16 protein-coding genes and 1 pseudogene are annotated in these 20,131 nt (G+C 59.5%); 5 read left to right on the forward strand and 12 right to left on the reverse strand.

The window, feature by feature from the left end; translation table 11 throughout:
• Positions 1 to 19 precede the first annotated feature (19 nt).
• Positions 20 to 3,088, forward strand: coding sequence for an autotransporter domain-containing protein (locus ALP40_RS24655; RefSeq protein WP_409077541.1), 3,069 nt, complete (start codon positions 20 to 22; stop codon positions 3,086 to 3,088).
• 320 nt (positions 3,089 to 3,408) lie between these two features.
• On the opposite strand, the pseudogene ALP40_RS24660 reads toward ALP40_RS24655, so the two are convergent.
• The 5 genes and pseudogenes from ALP40_RS24660 to ALP40_RS24680 form a co-directional block, all read right to left on the reverse strand.
• Positions 3,409 to 3,969, reverse strand: a pseudogene (locus tag ALP40_RS24660) (REP-associated tyrosine transposase).
• Positions 3,970 to 4,134: 165 nt separating this feature from the next.
• The gene (locus tag ALP40_RS24665; RefSeq protein ID WP_122210734.1) at positions 4,135 to 4,917 is read right to left on the reverse strand and encodes a MetQ/NlpA family ABC transporter substrate-binding protein; all 783 of its coding nucleotides are present in this window, start codon (positions 4,915 to 4,917) and stop codon (positions 4,135 to 4,137) included.
• A gap of 198 nt (positions 4,918 to 5,115) precedes the next feature.
• Entirely contained in the window at positions 5,116 to 6,066 is a 951-nt protein-coding gene (locus ALP40_RS24670; protein WP_122210735.1) for a sigma 54-interacting transcriptional regulator, read from the reverse strand.
• An 81-nt stretch (positions 6,067 to 6,147) separates the two neighbouring features.
• Positions 6,148 to 6,729 (reverse strand): alpha/beta hydrolase, encoded by a 582-nt coding sequence (locus ALP40_RS24675; protein ID WP_122210736.1) that lies wholly within the window; start codon positions 6,727 to 6,729, stop codon positions 6,148 to 6,150.
• Positions 6,730 to 6,940: 211 nt separating this feature from the next.
• Positions 6,941 to 8,224, reverse strand: coding sequence for an MFS transporter (locus tag ALP40_RS24680; RefSeq protein WP_181114580.1), 1,284 nt, complete (start codon positions 8,222 to 8,224; stop codon positions 6,941 to 6,943).
• Between the two features lie 566 nt (positions 8,225 to 8,790).
• On the opposite strand from ALP40_RS24680, the gene ALP40_RS24685 reads away from it, so the two are divergent.
• Entirely contained in the window at positions 8,791 to 9,783 is a 993-nt protein-coding gene (locus tag ALP40_RS24685; RefSeq protein ID WP_122210738.1) for an AraC family transcriptional regulator, read from the forward strand.
• A 98-nt stretch (positions 9,784 to 9,881) separates the two neighbouring features.
• Here ALP40_RS24685 and ALP40_RS24690 read toward each other — a convergent pair whose 3' ends face one another.
• On the reverse strand, positions 9,882 to 10,586 hold the full coding sequence (locus ALP40_RS24690) for a Crp/Fnr family transcriptional regulator (protein WP_122210739.1): 705 nt from the start codon (positions 10,584 to 10,586) through the stop codon (positions 9,882 to 9,884).
• An 83-nt stretch (positions 10,587 to 10,669) separates the two neighbouring features.
• Between ALP40_RS24690 and ALP40_RS24695 the strand changes: the two genes are divergently transcribed.
• Positions 10,670 to 11,194: a DUF962 domain-containing protein gene (locus ALP40_RS24695; protein WP_122210740.1), complete on the forward strand. Its 525-nt coding sequence runs from the start codon at positions 10,670 to 10,672 to the stop codon at positions 11,192 to 11,194.
• A gap of 82 nt (positions 11,195 to 11,276) precedes the next feature.
• Here ALP40_RS24695 and ALP40_RS24700 read toward each other — a convergent pair whose 3' ends face one another.
• The 6 genes from ALP40_RS24700 to dibA all read right to left on the reverse strand — a co-directional run bounded on the left by ALP40_RS24700 (position 11,277) and on the right by dibA (position 17,542).
• Complete coding sequence (locus ALP40_RS24700; RefSeq protein WP_122210741.1) at positions 11,277 to 12,257, reverse strand: sulfate/molybdate ABC transporter ATP-binding protein; 981 nt, start codon at positions 12,255 to 12,257, stop codon at positions 11,277 to 11,279.
• A gap of 2 nt (positions 12,258 to 12,259) precedes the next feature.
• Positions 12,260 to 13,132, reverse strand: a complete 873-nt coding sequence (cysW, locus tag ALP40_RS24705) for a sulfate ABC transporter permease subunit CysW (protein ID WP_122210742.1) — start codon at positions 13,130 to 13,132, stop codon at positions 12,260 to 12,262.
• A 10-nt stretch (positions 13,133 to 13,142) separates the two neighbouring features.
• Positions 13,143 to 13,964, reverse strand: coding sequence for a sulfate ABC transporter permease subunit CysT (cysT, locus tag ALP40_RS24710; RefSeq protein WP_122210743.1), 822 nt, complete (start codon positions 13,962 to 13,964; stop codon positions 13,143 to 13,145).
• Positions 13,965 to 14,068: 104 nt separating this feature from the next.
• A complete protein-coding gene (locus ALP40_RS24715) occupies positions 14,069 to 15,079 on the reverse strand; it encodes a sulfate ABC transporter substrate-binding protein (RefSeq protein WP_122210744.1) in 1,011 nt (336 codons plus the stop codon).
• A 143-nt stretch (positions 15,080 to 15,222) separates the two neighbouring features.
• A complete protein-coding gene (gene oscA, locus ALP40_RS24720) occupies positions 15,223 to 15,405 on the reverse strand; it encodes a sulfur starvation response protein OscA (protein WP_122210745.1) in 183 nt (60 codons plus the stop codon).
• 205 nt (positions 15,406 to 15,610) lie between these two features.
• Complete coding sequence (gene dibA, locus ALP40_RS24725; RefSeq protein ID WP_122210746.1) at positions 15,611 to 17,542, reverse strand: phosphodiesterase DibA; 1,932 nt, start codon at positions 17,540 to 17,542, stop codon at positions 15,611 to 15,613.
• A gap of 157 nt (positions 17,543 to 17,699) precedes the next feature.
• Between dibA and desA the strand changes: the two genes are divergently transcribed.
• Together desA and ALP40_RS24735 are read left to right on the forward strand one after the other, a co-directional pair.
• Positions 17,700 to 18,884, forward strand: a complete 1,185-nt coding sequence (desA, locus tag ALP40_RS24730; protein ID WP_122210747.1) for a delta-9 fatty acid desaturase DesA — start codon at positions 17,700 to 17,702, stop codon at positions 18,882 to 18,884.
• Positions 18,885 to 19,019: 135 nt separating this feature from the next.
• Entirely contained in the window at positions 19,020 to 20,006 is a 987-nt protein-coding gene (locus tag ALP40_RS24735) for a sensor domain-containing diguanylate cyclase (RefSeq protein WP_122210748.1), read from the forward strand.
• Positions 20,007 to 20,131: the final 125 nt, after the last annotated feature.

Here is a 20,131-nt window from a genome sequence, read left to right on the forward strand (position 1 = left end):
CAAACCCACCGCCCACGTCATGGTATCGACATTGATACTTTCGCTGCTTGCAGTTTCGGTACACGCAGCAGGCAGGTCAGGGGATGACCGCATCAACGGCGTTAACCTGCTGTCCGGCTTCAACACGCTCTGGAACACCGGCCCCACCTGGGACACCGGTACGCCGACTGCACTGGGTCAAACGTTGCTCAAGCGCAACTTGCAACTGGTGCTCGACCGCGCCAACTCGCGCACGCTCGCGCAGGAAACCGCTGCGTATTTCGATGACCGGCGCGACCAAAGCTACAGCGCCATCAGCGGCTTGGGTTCGTTGAGCGATGCGTACAAAACGGGGGCAGGTGCTTTCACCACCATCACCCAGTTCGACGACACCAACAAGACCGTCAAGTACGACGACAAAGGCAACGGCGCAGGCAGTTCAAGCTCGGCGCTGGGCAAGGTCGTCGATCTGGTCGGCGCAGTGCGCAACGACGCGTCTACCACACCCGCCAAATCTCATTACCAATACCCGCGCCCTTGGCGGCAGACGCTGGACGGCCAGAATCTGGAGTTCGTGGTGCAGCCTTCCCTGCGCCCTGCCAAAAGCACCACACCGGCGAGCGACGCAGGATTTCCAAGCGGCCACACCAACGCCGCGTACCTGTCGTCCATTGCCTTGGCCTACGCGATTCCCGAGCGCTACAGCGAGCTGATGCTGCGTGCCTCGGACATTGGCGATAACCGCATTGAAGCTGGCATGCACTCGCCCTTCGACGTGATGGGTGGGCGCATCACGGCCACTTATTTCGCCATCGACAACCTGTCCAACCCGGCCAATACCCAACTTCGCGCCGATGCCCGTGCCCAAGCGCTGGCCTACTTCACCGCGCAGTGTGGCGGCGACGTCAATAACTGCATGGCGAAGATTGACCCGGCCACCGACCGCACTTCCCAGCACGCGCAGGACAAGGCGCTGTACACCTCACGCATGACCTACGGGTTCAGCCCGGTCGGGCCGACCAACCTTGCGCCCGTGGTGCCGGTCAACGCTGAAGTGCTGCTGGAAACCCGATTCCCGTACCTGGACGCCAGCCAGCGCCGGGAGATTCTGGGCACCACTGAGATTTCCTCAGGCTACGCGGTGATCGATCAGTCCAACGGTTACGGCCGCCTGAACCTGTACGCCGCAGGCGACGGTTATGCCGCGTTCAATTCCAACGTCACGGTCAACATGAACGCCAGCCTGGGCGGCTATAACGCCATTGATGCCTGGCGCAACGACATCTCGGGCACCGGTGGTCTGATCAAGAACGGCACTGGCAACCTGATGCTGACCGGTAATAACACTTACTCGGGCGGCACGGTGATCAACGGCGGCGTGCTGACCGGTCACGCGCAAGCGTTCGGCAGCGGGACGATTACCGACAACGCAACGCTGGTCCTCGATCAGTCGACCAACGACACCTTCAGCAACGCCATTGCAGGCAATGGCACGCTGATCAAGCAAGGCGCAGGCTCGCTGAACCTGACGGGCAACAGCAGCCTGTCCGGCGCGACCACTGTGCAGGCAGGGCGTCTGGCGGTGAACGGCAACCTCGGCAATTCAGTCGTGACCGTCAATCAAGGCGCCGTGCTGGGCGGCAACGGCTCGGTAGGCGGCATCAACGCCGTGTCCGGCGGCGTGGTCGCTCCGGGCAATTCGGTGGGCCAACTGAACGTCAACGGCAACGTCAATTTCGCTCAGGGTTCGGTCTATCAGGTCGAGTCGGATGCCGCCGGTAATGCCGACCGCATCGTTGCCACAGGCCGCGCGACCTTGAACAACGCCACCGTTTCACTGGTCGAGGGCGGCAACTGGGTGGCGGCGAGCCGCTATTCGATTCTTTCGGCAGCGGGCGGTATCAGCGGCACGTTCAACAGCGTGCAATCGAACTTCGCGTTCCTGACGCCCACCCTCAACTACACCGCGAGCGATGTCGGCCTGACGCTGGATCGCAATGCACAACGCTTTGCCAGCCTGGCCACCGGCCGCAATGCTCAGGCAGTCGCTCAGGGGCTGGACAGTGCAGGCGCAGGCAACGCGCTGTGGAGAAGCGTCGTACAAGCCGATGCGGCAACGGCACAAGCCACCTTCAATGCGCTGTCGAACGAACTGCATGCCTCGACTCAATCGGCCTTGATCGAAGACAGCCGCCTGGTGCGCAACGCCATCACTGACCGCCTGCAGCAATCGCAGTCTGCTCAGGCGTCCGGCGGTGCTTCGCAAACCCTGGCAGGCGATGCGTCACGCGGCCTGGTCTGGACCCAAGCCATTGGCGCGACCGGCAAGACGGACAGCTCAGCGGATGCTTCCGGTCTGGACAGCCACACCAGCGGCCTGCTGTTCGGTGCCGACGTTCCTGTCAACGACACATGGCGCGTCGGCGCACTCGCAGGCTTCAGCCGCAGCAGTTTCGACCTGCGCCATGCATCGGGTTCAAGCGACAGTGACAACTACCACCTGGGTGTCTATGGCGGCGCGAAATGGGGCCAACTGGGCCTGCGTCTGGGTGCCGTGCGGACCTGGCACGACCTGACATCCAAGCGCACGCTGGAACTGCCAGGCTCTTCCGAGCGCTTCAAGCAGGATTACCAGGCGGCCACCAATCAGGTATTCGGTGAACTCGGCTATGCCATCGAACTGGGCAACGCACAACTCGAACCCTTCGCCAACCTTGCGCATGTCAGGCTGGACACCGATGGCTTCGACGAAAACAGCAACGCCATCAGCCTGCGAAACAAGTCAGAGGAAAACCACGTCACGTTCAGCACCTTGGGACTAAGGGCTGCGACGCACCTGAACATGGGCAGCGTCGACGTCAAACCCAACGCCACCGTCGGCTGGCGCCGTGCGTTCGGCGACGTGACACCCGAAAGCCGCGCAGCCTTCAGCGGCGGCGACACTTTCGCCCTCTCCGGCGCACCGATTGCACGCAACGCAGCCGTATTGGGAGCGGGCGTGGATCTGGGGTTGAGCGAGCGACTGAGCGTGGGCGTTAGCTATAACGGACAGATCGGCAGCGACACGACCGATCAGGCGCTGAATGCGCGGGTGACGTTGGCGTTTTGAGTCAGGCTAAACACAATTCCGTGGCAGGCGGCTGCCGGCGATGCGTTTTTCCAGTTGGCGTGTCTGTGACTGTGTGATCGTTCCCACGCTCCATCGTGGACGCCGCTCAAGGCGCTCTGCGTCCGTTCCAGAATAGGACGCAGCGCGTCCCGGGCTGCATACCCACGCGGAGCATGGGCACGATCAGCTCACTTGAGATCCCTGATCGTTCCTACGCTCTGCGTGGTAACGCCTCCCAGGACGCTCCGCGTCCGGCCGTGAGGCACCGCAGAACCTCTGCGGGATGTATGCAAGCATGAGCACAATTTGAATAGCGTCTATTACCAGCGCTGGACGTCAATCAAACCAACCTGCCCCTGATAATCCCGGGCACTTGAGTATCGCCAGTGCTCACCGACATCTACATACCCCCGCTTGACCGGGTTGTGGTGGATGTAGTCGAGTTTCTGCCGCATCACGTCCTCACTCCAGATGACCTCTGCGTGGGTGCCTTCCTGCCAGACCTGATAAACCCTGTCTGTCTTATACGCACGCTTCGTAAAGCGTAATCGCTCAAGCACACGCTCTGCGTTGCTCCTATCGAAGTGATCGACGATCCGTCTCGCGGTGAAGGATTTGAAGCTGCGAACGCATCCGCCCAGATCATGGGCTTGAGCCACATAATGCAGATGGTTCTCCAGAACCACATACCCGAAAAGCTGCATTCCTGTTCATTCTGCTGATAGCGCCATGCATCCAACACAATCGCCACCATTTCAGGCCGAGTGAATAAAGGCAGCCACTCCACAATCGTGCACGTCAGGGAAATGAGGTTTGTCAGGCGTAGCGGCTTCGGGCCATCGATTCGTCCTTGAGTAAGCAGACGGGGAGTCTGACGACACAAGGCTAACGTCCATTTCCACGAGAGGGGAACGAGCAAGGTGTTCCGAGGTTTTGTTCAGCTTCGAGCTACGCCGGGACGCGGAGCGTCCTGAGAGGCATTCCCACGCGGAGCGTGAGGAACGATCAGGGGTTTCAAGCACACTGATCGTTCCCACGATCAACAATCAGAACGCGGGCAGTACCGCGCCTTCGTACTTCTTGTTGATGAAGTCTTTGACTTGCTGACTGGTCAGGGCCTTGGACAGTTTCTGGATGGCGTCGCTGTTGGCGTTGTCTTCGCGGGTGACCAGGAAGTTCACGTACGGCGAGTCTGCACCTTCGATGATAAGCGCGTCTTTCTGCGGGTTCAGCTTGGCTTCCAGCGCGTAGTTGGTGTTGATCAACGCCAGGTCAACCTGACCCAGTGCACGCGGCAGTACGGCCGATTCCAGTTCGCGGAATTTCAGTTTCTTTGGGTTGGTGGCGATGTCTTTCGGCGTCGCCAAGGCGTTGGTTGGGTCTTTCAGGGTGATCAGACCGTTCTTCTGCAACAGAAGCAGTGCGCGACCGGCGTTGCTGCCCTCGTTAGGGATGGCGACGGTTGCGCCTTCAGGCAGATCGGCAATGTTCTTGTACTTTTTCGAGTAGCCGCCGAACGGCTCGACGTGTACACCAACGCCGGTCACCAGGTTGGTGCCCTTGCCTTTGTTGAAGCCGTCCAGATAAGGCTTGGTCTGGAAGTAGTTGGCGTCCAGACGTTTCTCGCTCAACTGTACGTTCGGCTGAACGTAGTCGGTGAAGACTTTGATTTCCAGGTCCACGCCTTCTTTGGCCAGGGTCGGCTTGATCAGCTCCAGGATTTCCGCGTGCGGCACTGGCGTGGCACCCACGACCAGTTTTTCACCGGCATGCGCCAGGCCAATCGAGAAAACAGCCGCCAGAGCGGTCATCAACAACGTCTTTTTCATGCAATGTCCTTAGCGAATCCGTGAGCGTCACAAAAAATGACGTCTTTTCAGTGGTTTGCCGCAGCGCTGTCCCGTGCTGCGACATCATGTGGACATTACCGAGATTTTTTATTCCGAGAAAATACTTTTTAAGTAAATGCTTATGCTTTTTTCCTCGTTATCCGGCTGCGCGATTCTGGCGGGGCTCTAGCGCAAGGGTTACGCCGTGGTTCGCTTCAGCTTTTCAGTGACTGCTTCCAGTAGCTGCTTGAGAGCTGCGAGCGGCTTCGGATCCTCTTCAGCCAACAGCCGCTGGGCTTGATGCTCAATCTGCGCCAGAGGGCTGCCCAATTCCGGCAGGTGAATGTCTTCAGCTTGAATCTCATCACCCCGGCTGACCAGCAACGCAAAATGAATCACGTTCTCCAGCTCACGGGTGTTCCCCGGCCAGCTGTGGGCCTCGAGTGTTTTTTGCGCGGCCTCGCTCACCAATTGAACGGGCAGGTTCAAACGCTGGCTGTAGATGCCGACGAAGTACTCGGCCAAAGGCAGAATATTGCCCGGTTGCTCGCGCAGTGCAGGCAGATCGAGCTTGCCTTCGCTCAGATAGTGGTAGAGCCGCTCGTTGAACTTGCCGGCTGCCACTGCCAAGGCAAGATCAATGCTGGTCGCGGCCACCAGGCGCACATCGACCGGGCTGGGCTGTTGCGCCCCTACTCGCGTGACTTCGTGATTCTCCAGCGCCGCCAGCAACTTCACCTGGATGGGCAACGGCAGATCGCCGATTTCATCCAGATACAGCGTGCCGCCGTTCGCCGAACCAAACCATCCTGCACGGCTGCTGACCGAGCCGCTGTGCGCACCGGCCGCATAGCCAAACAGCTCGGCGTCGGCATAGGTCGGGCTGATGGCCCCGCAGTTCACCGAAACGAATAGGCCCGAGCGATCACTGCCGCGATGAATATGCCGCGCCAGCAATTCCTTGCCGGTCCCGGACTCGCCCCGAATCAGCACGGGCAGCGAGCGCGGCGCAAGTTGCTCCATCTCCTCACGCAACTGCCGTGAGCGCGGGTCAATGAACACCAGCGCCTTGGCACGGATACTCAGGGGGCTTTTGTCGGAATCGGGAAAGGTCAGCAGCGGCTGGCCGAAGGTTTCGTGAAGGCTCATGACGCACTCCCACCCGAGCCGCTCACGGTCTCAGGCGTTAAAAAAACGGGGCCAATTGGCCCGCGGTACAAGGCAATCCGGTCATGCGCGACGACGCGCGTGTTGCTCCAGACGATTTTGCAGACGGTACAGGTACGCGAACCCCTGCTCCCAGCGTTGATGACCGGACTTGACGTTGATGTGCCCGGCCTCGCTCAAAAAGCCCAGCTCGGCGCCCCAGTGTCGGGCGATTTCCATCGCCCGCTGTGAGCTGACGGCCGGGTCATTGTCGGAGCTGACAATCTGCGTCGGGAACGGCAGCAGGTCGGTGGGTATGGGCGAAAAATTACGCAACGCAGGTGGGCAATTCGGGCGATCCACATCGGCAGGCGCGACCAGCAGCGCGCCTTGCACCTGTCGCAGCGTCTCAAGCGGAGCCAGTTGCGCCCAATGCGCGACCGTGACGCAACCCAGGCTGTGAGCGATCAGGATCACGGGCGTGTCTTGGGCCGCGATGGTGCGCTGCAACTCACCCACCCAGTCTTCACGGCGCGGCTTGAACCAGTCGGCCTGTTCCACGCGCACGCTGTTAGGCAGGCTGTTCTGCCAGTGGGTTTGCCAATGATCATCAGGAGATCCCTGCCATCCTGGCAGGATCAGATACCGGATCGACTCGTTATGCATGGATTCGCCTCCTGCACGTATGCGTTCATGGGGCGAGTATAGGGACGGAACAAATATTCGTTAAGGAATAAGAAGATATTTATTAATTCCTAAAAAGAATATAAAGCTTGGAACAAAAAAAGGACCACTCCCTGCCTTGAAGGAACGGCCCTGAATAAAAACACCTGGCACCAACACTAACCGGGTTTTATGACAACCGTGCGACGACGCCTCAGGTGGCTGGGACTGAGCGGCTGCCTGGATTGAGAGAGGCCACGATCACCGGGTCGTCTTTCTGCGTCACCTCACGCGCCACGTTCCACACCACGATGGCTGCGATGATGTCGAAGATGGCCAGCACCACAAACAGTGGGCTGTAGCCGATCTTGGTCACCAGCACGCCGAACACCATCGTGAAAGCCGCTGCGCCGAAAAAGCCGAACATGCCACCCATGCCGGTCGCCGTCGCGACTTCGTTCTTGCCGAACGAGTCCGAGGTAATGGAGTACAGCGCGCCCGACAGCGTCTGGTGCGCGAAGCCGCCGATGCACAACAGCGCGATGGCGGTGTAAGGGCTTTCAACCAAGCCAATGCAGGCCGGCCCGATCATGCAGGAGCAACCGAACAGCATGACCATCTTGCGCGAGGTGAACAGCGAAACCTTGCAGTACTTGTGGAACAGCGGGCTGAGGTAACCACCCAGCACGCAGCCAATGTCGGCCGCCAGGAACGGCAGCCAGGCGAACATCGCCACTTCCTTGATGTTCATGTGCCGTTCGGTCATCAGGTACAGCGGAATCCAGGCATTGAACGTCTGCCAGGCAGGCTCGGACAGAATGCGCGCCGAGGCGATGGCGTAGAAATTGCGATTTTTGAACAGTTTTTTCCAACTGCCCTTCTGCGCCGGGGCGTCCTTGAGTCGCGCTTCCTGACCGCTGAGGATGTAGTCACGCTCGGTATCGCTCAAGCGCTTCTGATCACGAGGGTGTTTGTACAGCAGCAGCCACACACCGCTCCAGATAAGCCCTAGAACGCCGACGATCAGGAAGGCCAGTTCCCAGCCGCTTTGCAGTATCGCCCAGACCACCAGCGGCGGTGCCAGCAATGCGCCAAAAGAGGAACCGATGTTGAACCAGCCGATGGCGACCGAACGCTCCTTGGCCGGAAACCATTCGGTGGTGGCCTTGACCCCGGCAGGCAGCCCCGCCGCCTCGGTCAGACCGAGCAGCCCACGGAAAATCGCCAGGCTCTGCCAGCCCGTGGCAAACGCCGCAGCCGCGCAGGCCGCAGACCAGGCCACGGCAAAGATCGCGAAGCCCATCTTGGTGCCGATGGCGTCGATAATGTAGCCCGCAACCGGCTGCATCAGTGCGTAGCACATCTGCCAGGCGACCACGATGTGTGCGTATTGCTCGGTCGAGATGCTCAGCTCACTCATGAGCGTCGGCGCTGCGACAGACAATGTGTTGCGAGCGAGGTAGTTGACCACCAGACCGGCTGTGACCAGCCCGACCATCCACCACCGAATGCCTTTTACTTTCATCTCTTCACCCTGCTTATTCTTGGATTGGCGACGAGCGTCCCGCAGCCTTCACCGAGGGGCGGCCTGATTTTGTAACGTCAGGTTACTGAAACTGAGACAGGATTTTTTACGCAAGCAGGGCTGAAATCTGCCGAATAGGCGGATCTCAGACGCAAAAATGATTTTTTCCTGAGCGGGAAATGGGCGCTAGACATGGCTTTGTTACTCTTGGAATTATTTTTATAGTTGCAAATTTCTAAAGCCGTACGTTGTCGTACAACATGGCGCAGTTATAGTGATTTGCCGACACAGTGTCAAATGCTGAAATCGTTTTTAAAGACGTGATCGCGGCTTAAACAAGGTCACCTGAGAGCAGACTGACGAAGCGGCGTCATACGATGACCGGCGTTCGACGCTGCATTCAGTCAGGCAAGGCTTGCAAAAATGTCATAAAAGATTCCATTCTCTGGACGCAGCGTCAGGCAAAGGAATTGCCAATTGATGCCTTGTCGGTACCGACCGACGCTGAATGCCAATTCATGACAGGAAGGGTCGCCCGCATGCCTGAGCCAAGCAGCCTCGCCAGCTGGACCCGTGCCCTGCGCAAGCAGCTGGACGCGCTTGGCCTGGACAGTACCGGGCTGTGCCAGGCGTCCGGCGTCGATACCGAACGGCTCAACGACCCGAACGCCACGTTTGCGCCAGCTGCCACCGCGAAGCTCTGGCAACTGGCCGTTCAGGCCAGTGGCGATCCGGCGTTGGGGTTACGCGTATCCCGCTTCGTCAGCCCCGCCACTTTTCATGCGCTGGGCTATACGCTGGTGGCCAGCGGCTCGCTGCGTGAAGTTTTCGAGCGCATCGTGCGCTATCACTCGATGGCTGAGGATTCGTTGACGCTGGATTTCAGGCCAGCCGGCGAGCGTTACGAATTCCGCTTCAACGCCCCCGCTGGCTGCTCACTGAACACCCACGAACTGATGGACGCCTTCGCAGCCATTTATGTGCGCACCTGCCGCAACCGCCTGGGCAGAACCTATGCCCCTCTGGCGATTCACTTGCAACGCCCCGCACCTGAAGACCCGCAGCCGTGGCACGAACTGTTCCGCGCACCGCTGTTTTTTTCAGCGGAGGACAATCTGCTGGAATTCGCCTGCGATGACTTCGACAGCCACCTGGATGAAGGCCCGATAGTGCTGGCCGAACAAGTGGTCAGCGGCGAGCCCTTGCCGTCGCTGGTCTGGGAGCAGCGCGTTCGCTCGGCTATCGAAACCCTGCTGCCGGATGGCGAACCGTCTGCCGAAAGCATCGCCGAAGCCTTGCATTTGAGTCCGCGCAGCCTGCAACGGCACCTGGCCGACGAAGGCTGTCGCTATGACCTGCTGCTCAATCAATGCCGCCAGAATCTGGCGCTGCTGCACGTGAGCGATCCCCACAGTTCGCTGAGCGAGGTCGCCTATCTATTAGGCTTCGCCGACACCGACAGCCTGAGCCGCGCCTTCAAACGCTGGACCGGGATGACGCCGGGGCAGTATCGGAGCGACTTGATGCGCTGATGCACCGTTTCTGCGCTTTGCGTCCGCTCTTGATGTGACGCGGCGTGTCACGGCTGCATGCGCACGATCGGTGTCGGATGCCCCAACGTCGGGCACCTTCAACACACGGCACTGGCCTTGGAATAATTCGCCACCCTGCGCAGTTTCTCTACCTCGAAGACTTCCAGTTGCCCCTCGCCAAGACGCACGATTTTGCGCTGGTTAAAGTCCTGCAGTACCTCCAACAAAACAGCTTCGGAAATATCAGAACGAGGTCGGATTTCATCAAGCGTAATCAAGCGCCGCGCATGACTGAGACGTCCATAGCCTTCGGACAACATCAGCAAGCGCCACGCAACCCAATGCCTGGCCGGCAATCGGGCCATCTCCTCAGGACGCGGGATCGGCAGGCCCAGCTTGTGGCTGAGCAGAGCGGCAAACGCGTGCCAGTAGTGCGGATGCTGATTGAGCAATTCCATGAGTACGCGCTGGGGAACATGCAGAAAGATCGTCTGCTCCTGTGACACCACGTCGAGTCTGCGCGGCAGCCCGTCGAATAACGATACTTCTGCGAACCAGTACGGCAAACACACGGGCTCCAGACGCGGCACCAAACGCTGGTCAGCAGCAGGGCCGACACGCACACTGCCTTCGACCAACACGTAAAGACCGCACGCCGGATCGCCTTTTTTGAAGAGCGCTTTGCCGGGCGTCTTGCGAATCTGGAAAGCGGCGTCCAGCAGGCTATCCTGCAAACCGGCGGGCAGATGAGAAAACCAGTAATCGGACAGCAATCTTGACCGCCATAACGTTCCATTTGTCATGTTTGCTCCCTCTTTTCCCAGGCAGTCGTATTGCAAAAGCGATACGGTAATCGACTCGATCAGCGCTTCAGGCAGGAATAATAATGAAAAACCTTGTCGATCATCTCAGCCAATACGCGTCCTATCACCGCGATTCGCGCAATATCGTGACCCACTTCATAGGTATTCCCCTGATTGTTCTGGCGGTGGCGGTGTTGCTGTCGCGCCCGGGCTGGTCAGTGGGGGGCATCTGGATATCGCCTGCGGCGTTAGTGACCCTGGCCTCGACCCTGTTTTATCTGCGGCTGGATCGTGTACTCGGCGTGGTGATGGCTGCGCTGCTGGGGCTGTGTATCTGGGCCGGTGCGAATCTGGCGCAGCAAACCACGATGGTGTGGCTGAGCGCAGGCGTGGGGCTGTTTGTGGCCGGCTGGATCATCCAGTTCATCGGCCATTACTACGAAGGCCGTAAACCTGCCTTCATTGACGACGTGACCGGCCTGATCATCGGGCCGCTGTTCGTGGTGGCGGAACTGGCGTTCCTGATGGGCCTGCTGAAACCCTTGCAGCATGCCATCGAAGAACGCGCAGGCCCGGTGGGTCGCAATGTGCGCAAGGCTGCGGCCTGACCGACCGATCCCACGCTCAGCGGTATACAAGAGTCTTGCTGCGACCAACGGGCTGTCGGAGGGCACGATCAGCCCGGCCGCTTTACAACTTCTGCCAGACCTTGGGCTTGAAGAACAAGGTTTCACCCCGGGCCAGCCCCACCAGGCTGTCGTGATCCTTGACCACTTCGGCCTCGATCAGCTCGCTCTGCCCTTCGACCTTGAGCGTGACCCGCGTGGTCGCACCCAACGGGCGGATGTCGCGTACTTCGGCGGCGTGGTGGTCCTCCAATTCCTGGCGTGACAGCGACACTTCGTGCGGGCGGAACAACACCTGGCCTTCATCACCCAGGCTCAGACGGTTGGAGTCACCCAGGAAGTGATACACGAAGTCATTGGACGGATTCTCGTACACCTCGCCTGGCGAGCCGATCTGTTCGATCACGCCCTTGTTCATGACCACGATGCGGTCCGCCACTTCCATCGCCTCCTCCTGATCGTGGGTCACGAATACAGAGGTCAGGTTGATGTCTTCGTGCAGACGTGCCAGCCAACGACGCAGCTCTTTACGGACCTTGGCGTCCAGCGCACCGAACGGCTCGTCCAGCAGCAGCACTTTAGGCTCGACCGCCAAAGCGCGGGCCAGCGCAATACGCTGGCGCTGACCGCCGGAAAGCTGCTCCGGGTAACGATCTGCCAGCCAGTCCAGTTGCACCATATTCAACAGCTCATGGACCTTTTCGGCGATCCGCGTCTCGTTGGGGCGCTCGCGCTTGGGCTTCATGCGCAGGCCGAACGCGACGTTGTCGAATACGGTCATGTGACGGAACAATGCGTAATGCTGGAACACGAACCCGACGTTGCGATCTCGCACATCGTGACCGGAAACGTCTTCGCCGTGGAATACGATGGTGCCGGCGTCCGGGGTTTCGAGGCCTGCGATGATGCGCAGCAAGGTGGTCTTGCCGCAGCCTGACGGGCCGAGCAAGGCGACCAGTTCGCCACTCTGGATGTCCAGATTGATGCTGTTCAGGGCCTTGAAGGCATTGAAGTTCTTGCTGACGTTACGGACTTCGATCGACATGATTATTCCTCCGCCGCGCTATGGCGCAGACGGTTAATACGGGATTCGCTCCACTGCTTGAGCAGCAGGATGAACAGCGCCAGGATCAGCAACAGGCTCGCCACCGCGAACGCAGCAACGTGGTTGTATTCGTTGTAAAGGATCTCGACGTGCAGCGGCAGGGTGTTGGTGACGCCGCGAATGTGGCCGGACACCACCGATACCGCGCCGAACTCACCCATCGCCCGCGCCGTACAGAGCACCACGCCGTAGATCAGGCCCCACTTGATGTTCGGCACCGTGACGTGCCAGAACATCTGCCAACCGTTGGCCCCCAGCAGACGCGCCGCCTCTTCTTCCTGCGTGCCCTGCTCCTGCATCAGCGGGATCAGCTCGCGTGCCACGAACGGCACCGTCACGAAGATGGTTGCCAGCACGATGCCCGGCAAGGCGAAGACGATCTGAATGTCGTGATCCTGCAACCAAGGCCCGAACAGGCCCTGCGCGCCGAACATCAGCACGTAGACCAGACCCGCAATCACCGGTGACACCGAAAATGGCAGGTCGATCAGCGTGACCAGAATGCTCTTGCCACGGAACGAGTACTTGCTCACGCACCATGCGGCACTGACGCCGAACACCAGGTTGAGCGGCACCGAGATCAGCACGGCGATAACGGTCAATTTGAGCGCCGACAGTGCGTCCGGCTCAAGCACTGCCTCAAAGAATGCGCCCAGACCGTTTTTCAGGCCCTGTGAAACCACGATGAACAGCGGCAACCCCAGAAACAGAGCGAAGATCAGCCAGCCAAGGCCGATCAGAACACGACGTGCCACAGCGCTGCCACGACGCGCGTCGTTGGCGGAGGCCGCAGCGCAAACCGATGAATATGACATGCTTGCCTCCTCAGGATGGGGTTTCGATGCGCCGCTGCAACAGGTTGATCAGCAGCAGCAGAATGAAGGAAACCACCAGCATCAGAACGCCAATGGAGGTCGCGCCGGTGTAGTCGTACTGGTCGAGCTTGACCATGATCAACAGCGGCATGATTTCAGTCTTCATCGGCATGTTGCCGGCGATGAAGATAACCGAACCGTACTCGCCCACGCCGCGAGCGAAGGCCAGAGCGAAACCGGTTAGCCAGGCGGGTAGCAGCGCTGGCACAAGAATGTGACGAAACACCTGCAACGGGCGGGCGCCCAGGCAGGCGGCGGCCTCTTCGACTTCACGCGGGATGTCGGCCAGCACCGGCTGGACGGTGCGCACCACGAAGGGCAGCGTCACGAAGGTGAGCGCAAGCGTGATCCCTAGCGGCGTGTAGGCGATCTTGAAGCCCAGATCGGCAGCGAACTGCCCGACCCAGCCATTGGGTGCATACAGTGCAGTCAGGGCAATACCGGCCACGGCGGTCGGCAGGGCGAACGGCAGGTCAATCATCGCATCGATGATCTTGCGGCCGGGGAAGGTGTAGCGCACCAGCACCCACGCCAGCAGCGTACCGATCACGCCATTGATCACGGCAGCATAAAACGCCGTGCTGAAACTCAGCTTCAGCGCCGCCAGCACGCGGGGCGCGGTGATGATGGTCCAGAATTGATCCCAGGTCAGCTGTGACGCATGCACGAACATGGCGGCCAGTGGTATAAGCACAATCAGACTGAGGTACACCAAGGTGTAGCCCAGCGTCAGCCCGAAGCCGGGTATGACGGGGGAGATACGACGCGACATAGAAGTCCCTGGTTTTACTTGCACGAAGCCCGGACGTCGATCCGGGCTGTTTACCAACGCTGCGATACCGCGCCCGTTAGGGCTTGCGCAGTATCGTCATTCGGTTATTGCGCTTGATAAATCTGGTCGAACACGCCGCCGTCATTGAAGAACTTGGGCTGCGCAGTTTTCCAGCCGCCGAAGTCTTTGTCGATAGTCACCAGATCCAGTTTCGGGAATTGCTTCTCGTATTTGGCGGCGATCTCTTTATCACGTGGACGATAGAAGTTTTTCGCGGCAATTTCCTGGCCTTCCTTGCTGTACAGGTGCTTCAGGTACTCGGTCGCGACGGCGGTATTGCCCTTTTTCTCGGCATTTTTGTCGACAACGGCGACCGGCGGCTCGGCCAGGATCGACAGCGACGGTACGACGATGTCGAACTTGTCCGCCCCACTGTCTTCCTTCAGCGCCAGGAACGCTTCGTTTTCCCACGCCAATAACACATCACCCTGACCGTTGTTGACGAAGGTGATGGTCGAGCCGCGTGCGCCCGTGTCCAGAATCGGCACGTGCTTGAACAGGGTCTGGACGTATTCCTTGGCCTTGGCTTCGTCGCCACCGCCTGCTTTCAGACCATAGGCCCAGGCGGCCAGAAAATTCCAGCGAGCGCCGCCCGAGGTTTTCGGGTTGGGCGTGATCACCGATACGTCTTTCTTGATCAGATCACCCCAGTCCTTGATGCCCTTGGGATTACCCTTGCGCACCAGAAACACGATGGTGGATGTGTAAGGCGTGCTCGCGTCCGGCAGGCGGGTCTGCCAGTTTTCAGGCAGGGTCTTGCCCAGCTTGGCGATTTCATCGATGTCACCGGCCAGCGCCAGGGTCACGACGTCGGCGCGCAGACCATCGATCACGCCTCGCGCCTGCTTGCCCGAGCCACCGTGGGACTGTTTGATGGTCACGGTGTCGTCTGGATGAGCCTGTTTCCAGTGCTTGGCGAACTCGGCGTTGTATTCCTGATACAGCTCACGGGTCGGGTCGTACGACACGTTGAGCAGCTCGTAATCCTTGGCGACAGCGGAACCTGCGAATACAGCGCTGGCGAGAGCGGCCAGGGCAAAACGGCGAATGGACATAGGTGAAGCTCCTGCAAATTCTGTGTGTCGGCTTTTTTTGATTTCTTCGTCGCACGCCAAGTGATGTTGACGCTGGCGCGCTGCTTGTCAGGGGTGCATCGCATTCCGGTTTTCAATCCGGCGCTGTCTCGCAAGGCGTCGCATCAGCTCGGCTTGCTGGCCGGGTTCTGCAAACGGAATTTTTCCTTGCGCTCGATCTGCACCACTTGGGCGTTGTGCACGGTGATTTCGACGGCGCCAAAACGCAGGTCACGCAACGCACTCTGAATCTCACGCAGAATGGCTGCTTCGTCCTGACCGTCAACACTACGTAGAGATGCGCTCATCATCGTATTCCTTGAAATGTGAGAAGCCTGCCGTCGCAATCGGAGCGCTGGCTTGTGGCGATGGGGCAATAGTAGTGAGGTGCGGATATTCTTAAAAAGACTATTTAAGAATGCAGATATAACCAAAAGCGATTAATGGATACGTTAGCTCGGCGAGACGTATTGCACGCCCCGCCACCCTGCGTCCGGCGCGCCTGCAAGGCGCTTAAACCGCGGCGTTGGCGAACACCGGAGCATGTGCCCAATCAATCGATTCAGGTGGCATTGGCCGGGCAAACCAGTAGCCTTGGCCCAACTCGCAGCCGTTGTCGAGCAGGAAGGCGGCCTGCTCCGCTTGCTCGATGCCCTCTGCCAGTACGCGCATGCCCATGCTCTTGGCTAACGCGATGACGGCTCGCACGATGGCGATATCGTCGTCATCACCCGGCAGCCCTGCCACGAAGCCTTGGTCGATCTTCAACTTCTGGACCGGCATGCGCTTGAGCCTGAGCAACGAGGAATAGCCGGTGCCGAAGTCGTCGATGGCCAGGCTCAAACCCAGTTCGCGCAGCCGATGCAACTGCTCAATCGCCTGTTCGGGGTCTTCCATGACGGCGCTTTCAGTCACCTCCAGCTCCAGGAAGGCGGGATCGAGCCCGGTATCGCGTAGAACCTGACTCACCTGACGATCAAGATCGCCGCCGCCGAACAGACGACTGGACACGTTGACCGCCACGAACGAGAGGGAGACGCCGCACGCGTGCCAGCGCTGCATCTGGCGGCACGCCGTGTCTAGCACCCAGGCGTCGATGTCGGCAATCAGTCCGCTCTGCTCGGCCACCGGAATGAATTCCCCCGGTGAAACCATTCCACGCGTCGGATGCTGCCAACGCACCAGCGCCTCGACGCCCACGATGCGGCGGCTGGCCAGGTCATGGACCGGCTGATAGAACACGCACAGCTCCTGCTGATCGATGGCACGGCGCAACTCGCTGACCAGTTGCACCCGCTGGCGGGCATGAGCCGTCAGTTCTTCGGTGTACAACGCATAGCCGTCGCGCCCGTTGCTCTTGGCCTTGAACAGTGCGGAGTCGGCATTGCGCAGCAGTTGCTCGTCGGTCAGCGCATCGCCGGGAAACAGGCTGATGCCCAGGCTGGCTCCGATGAACAGTTGTTGCCCGGCGAGGGTAACCGGCGCCTTGAGCGCTTCGATGACCTGCTGCGCCAAGGCAGCGGCCTGGACCATCTGCCGGCAGTTTTTGACCAGCAAGGCAAACTCGTCACCGCCCAGCCGGGCCAAGGTCATGTCGCTTTCGGTGACGCCTTTGAGGCGTTCTGCGATGGCCTTGAGCACTTCATCGCCCACGTTATGGCCGAGGCTGTCATTGATATTCTTGAAATGATCCAGATCAATCAGCAGCAAGGCGCAGCCGCGCTTGCTGGAACGGGCAGACGTCAGTGCCTGGCTGATGCGGTCGGTGAGCAGCAACCGGTTGGGCAGTCCCGTCAGCGCATCGTAATGCGCCAGTTGCGCCAGTTCCTGCTCGGAACGCTTGATGGCCGTCATGTCGGAAAAAACCGCGACGAAATTTCTTGGCTGACCGTCATCGCCCTTGATACTGCGAATGGTCTGCCACTGCGGATACACCTCGCCGCTTTTGCGCCGGTTCCAGATCTCGCCACTCCATTGCCCGGCACTGAGAATCGAGCGATACATCTGCCGATAGAACTCCGGGCCGTGGCGACCGGACTGGAACTTGCTGGGGTTGAAGCCCAGCACTTCGTCGGGCTGGTAACCGGTGATGTCCACGAACGCGCGATTGACGTGAACGATCTGCCCTTTCGCATTGGTCACCAGCACGCCTTCCAGCGTGCTGTCGAACACGGCTGCCGCCAGTCGCAGGCGGTCATGATCGTCCTGCGGGTGCCCTGACTGTGCCTTACCGGCCATCGATTTCATCAAACGGTCACGCGCAACGAAGAGCATGATCGCGCTCATTAACACCCAGCCGTAGCCGCCAATGCGCTGCCCAATGGCCAAACGAGCCGGTTCTTCGATGAATACGGGCAGCAGGCAGTCGAACGCCAATAACCACAAAACGGACAGCATGCCGTACAGAATGGCCGTCCGTAGCGCTCCGTCAGTAGAGTCCGTCATAAGAAAACTCAACGCCTTATGAAAGGGGTGAAATTATAAAGCAAGAAACATCCTGCGACTCTTATCTAAAAGCGTGACTGGTTTTCTGCGTGATGTCAGTGATAATGCAGTTGTTACTTTTTTCTTCACGAGTGTTTTTACGAGGGCCAAACAGCCTATGTGGTACAACGGTTTGCTCGACCTTTCCGTCTGGCAGGTAATAGCAGTCACACTGGCAATGACCCATGTGACGATTGTCGGCGTCACGGTCTATCTGCACCGCTACTCAGCCCACCGCTCCCTGGAACTCAACGCGGGGCTCAAGCATTTCTTCCGTTTCTGGCTATGGCTGACCACAGCCCAGAACACCCGCGAGTGGACCGCCATCCACCGCAAACACCACGCCAAATGCGAAACCGTCGATGACCCGCACAGCCCGGTCGTCAAAGGGTTGTCCACGGTGCTGCGCAAAGGCGCCGAGCTGTATCGCGAAGAAGCGCAGAACGAAGACACCCTGCGCATCTACGGCAAGAACTGCCCGGAAGACTGGATCGAGCGCAATCTGTACTCGCGCTACAAGATGCTGGGTATTGCCCTGATGGCAGTCATCGATCTGGCGCTGTTTGGCGCGATCGGCATCACCGTATGGGCGATCCAGATGATGTGGATTCCGTTCTGGGCCGCTGGCGTGGTCAATGGATTGGGCCATGCCGTGGGTTATCGCAACTTCGAATGCCGTGATGCGGCAACCAATCTGGTGCCGTGGGGCATCATCATCGGTGGCGAAGAACTGCATAATAATCACCACACCTACCCCAATTCGGCCAAGCTCTCGGTCAAGCCTTGGGAGTTCGACATGGGCTGGGCGTGGATCAAGGTATTCAGTTTCCTGCGTCTGGCCAAGGTTCAACGTGTCGCGCCCATCGCCCACCGGGTCGAAGGCAAAGGGCATTTGGACATGGACACTGCAATGGCGATCCTCAACAACCGCTTCCAGATCATGGCCCAGTACCGCAAGGTGGTGATCGGCCCGCTGGTTGCCCAGGAACTGGCCAAGGCCGATGCATCGGTCCGCCATCAGTTCCACCGTGCCAAACGCCTTCTGTCCCGCGAAACCAGCTTGCTGGACGACAAGCACCACCTGCGTATCCAGACCATGCTGGAACACAGCCAGGCACTGAAAGTGATCTATGAAAAGCGCTTGGCGCTGCAGCAGATCTGGGTCAAGACCAGCAGTAATGGCCATGACATGCTGTCGGCCATGAAAGAGTGGATTCACGAAGCCGAAGCCAGTGGCATTCAGTCCCTGCGCGACTTCGCCGACCAGTTGAAAACCTATTCGCTGCGCCCGGTCCAGGCCTGACACCGTTGATCGGCGCGCCCACTGCGGGCGCGCCGGTTTCGGAACTTCCCCCCTGAAAATTCCTCTGATCATCGTTCCCGCTCTGAACGGTGGAGCGTGCAAGCATTGGCTGCGCGCTGCTTGAGATGTCGCCCTATGGAAAAGCACAGCCTTATCGCCTCGACCACTGAAATGCCCGCCGCCGCCGAAACCCTGCTTGCCCTGATGCACGCTCAGGCAGAAGTGGCGCGCTTGAGCGAACGTGAACAACTGTTCAGTTCGCTGTTGGTGAGCGTCAATGCAGTGTTATGGGCGTTCGATTGGGAAACCCAGCGCATGATTTACGTAAGCCCGGCCTATGAGCGCATCTTCGGACGTTCAGCGGGGCTGTTGCTGGCGGACTACAGCGAGTGGCGCGACAGTATCTACCCGGACGACCTGAACTACGCCGAGCGCAGCTTGAGCGAAGTGATCGAAAAAGGCGCTATCGAAGATCGCGAATACCGGATCATCCGCGCTGACGGTGAAGTGCGCTGGTTGAGCGACAAATGCTTTGTGAGCCGCCAGACCGATGATGCACAGCGCCTGATCGTGGTTGGCATTGCCGAAGACATCACTGAAAAGAAGCACCTGGAAGACGAACTGCAACGTCTGGCGACCACGGATGTGCTGACCCAGAGCAGCAACCGCCGCCACTTCTTCGAGTGCGCCCAGCGCGAGTTCGAATTGGCGCGCCTGAACGGTACGCCGCTGGCCTTTTTGCTGTTGGACATCGATGATTTCAAGCTGGTGAACGACACCTACGGCCACCAGGAAGGCGATACCGTGTTGCAACGCATCGCTGAAAGCGGTCGCTCAGCGCTCAGACGCGGCGATTTGTTCGGACGGATTGGCGGCGAAGAGTTTGCAGCGGTCTTCCCAGGCTGCGCACCGGAAATGGCCATGCAGATTGCCGAGCGCCTGCAACGCGAAATCCAGCGCCAGAGTTTCCAGTGCGGCACCAGCACCTTCAGCATCACCGCCAGCCAGGGTTTGACCAACCTGACTCAGGACGACCACAGCCTGGAAGCCCTCTACGGCCGCGCCGACGCTGCGATGTACCAGGCAAAGCGTCAGGGCAAGAACCAGATCGTGCTGGTTTGACCTGATCACCTACCCCCCAACTGATCGGCCCGACGCTGCGCTCTCATCATCTTCATGGATGAAAAATGTGGGAGCGGACTTGTCCGCGAATGTTGTGTTTCAAACGCGACAACGTCATCGAGTGT

Origin of the sequence: Pseudomonas viridiflava, assembly GCF_003702045.1 — a bacterium.
Lineage (GTDB): Bacteria > Pseudomonadota > Gammaproteobacteria > Pseudomonadales > Pseudomonadaceae > Aquipseudomonas > Aquipseudomonas viridiflava_C.

What these genes read in the sequence shown, in the direction of transcription:
- cysW (WP_122210742.1), bottom strand. Translation starts at nt 13,132, where the DNA reads ATGTCATATTCATCGGTTTGCGCTGCGGCCTCCGCCAACGACGCGCGT.
- ALP40_RS24680 (WP_181114580.1), bottom strand. Translation starts at nt 8,224, where the DNA reads ATGGTCGGGCTGGTCACAGCCGGTCTGGTGGTCAACTACCTCGCTCGC.
- ALP40_RS24695 (WP_122210740.1), top strand. Translation starts at nt 10,670, where the DNA reads ATGAAAAACCTTGTCGATCATCTCAGCCAATACGCGTCCTATCACCGC.
- cysT (WP_122210743.1), bottom strand. Translation starts at nt 13,964, where the DNA reads ATGTCGCGTCGTATCTCCCCCGTCATACCCGGCTTCGGGCTGACGCTG.
- ALP40_RS24700 (WP_122210741.1), bottom strand. Translation starts at nt 12,257, where the DNA reads ATGTCGATCGAAGTCCGTAACGTCAGCAAGAACTTCAATGCCTTCAAG.
- ALP40_RS24670 (WP_122210735.1), bottom strand. Translation starts at nt 6,066, where the DNA reads ATGAGCCTTCACGAAACCTTCGGCCAGCCGCTGCTGACCTTTCCCGAT.
- ALP40_RS24735 (WP_122210748.1), top strand. Translation starts at nt 19,020, where the DNA reads ATGGAAAAGCACAGCCTTATCGCCTCGACCACTGAAATGCCCGCCGCC.
- dibA (WP_122210746.1), bottom strand. Translation starts at nt 17,542, where the DNA reads ATGACGGACTCTACTGACGGAGCGCTACGGACGGCCATTCTGTACGGC.
- desA (WP_122210747.1), top strand. Translation starts at nt 17,700, where the DNA reads ATGTGGTACAACGGTTTGCTCGACCTTTCCGTCTGGCAGGTAATAGCA.
- oscA (WP_122210745.1), bottom strand. Translation starts at nt 15,405, where the DNA reads ATGAGCGCATCTCTACGTAGTGTTGACGGTCAGGACGAAGCAGCCATT.
- ALP40_RS24690 (WP_122210739.1), bottom strand. Translation starts at nt 10,586, where the DNA reads ATGACAAATGGAACGTTATGGCGGTCAAGATTGCTGTCCGATTACTGG.
- ALP40_RS24715 (WP_122210744.1), bottom strand. Translation starts at nt 15,079, where the DNA reads ATGTCCATTCGCCGTTTTGCCCTGGCCGCTCTCGCCAGCGCTGTATTC.
- ALP40_RS24665 (WP_122210734.1), bottom strand. Translation starts at nt 4,917, where the DNA reads ATGAAAAAGACGTTGTTGATGACCGCTCTGGCGGCTGTTTTCTCGATT.
- ALP40_RS24685 (WP_122210738.1), top strand. Translation starts at nt 8,791, where the DNA reads ATGCCTGAGCCAAGCAGCCTCGCCAGCTGGACCCGTGCCCTGCGCAAG.
- ALP40_RS24675 (WP_122210736.1), bottom strand. Translation starts at nt 6,729, where the DNA reads ATGCATAACGAGTCGATCCGGTATCTGATCCTGCCAGGATGGCAGGGA.
- ALP40_RS24655 (WP_409077541.1), top strand. Translation starts at nt 20, where the DNA reads ATGGTATCGACATTGATACTTTCGCTGCTTGCAGTTTCGGTACACGCA.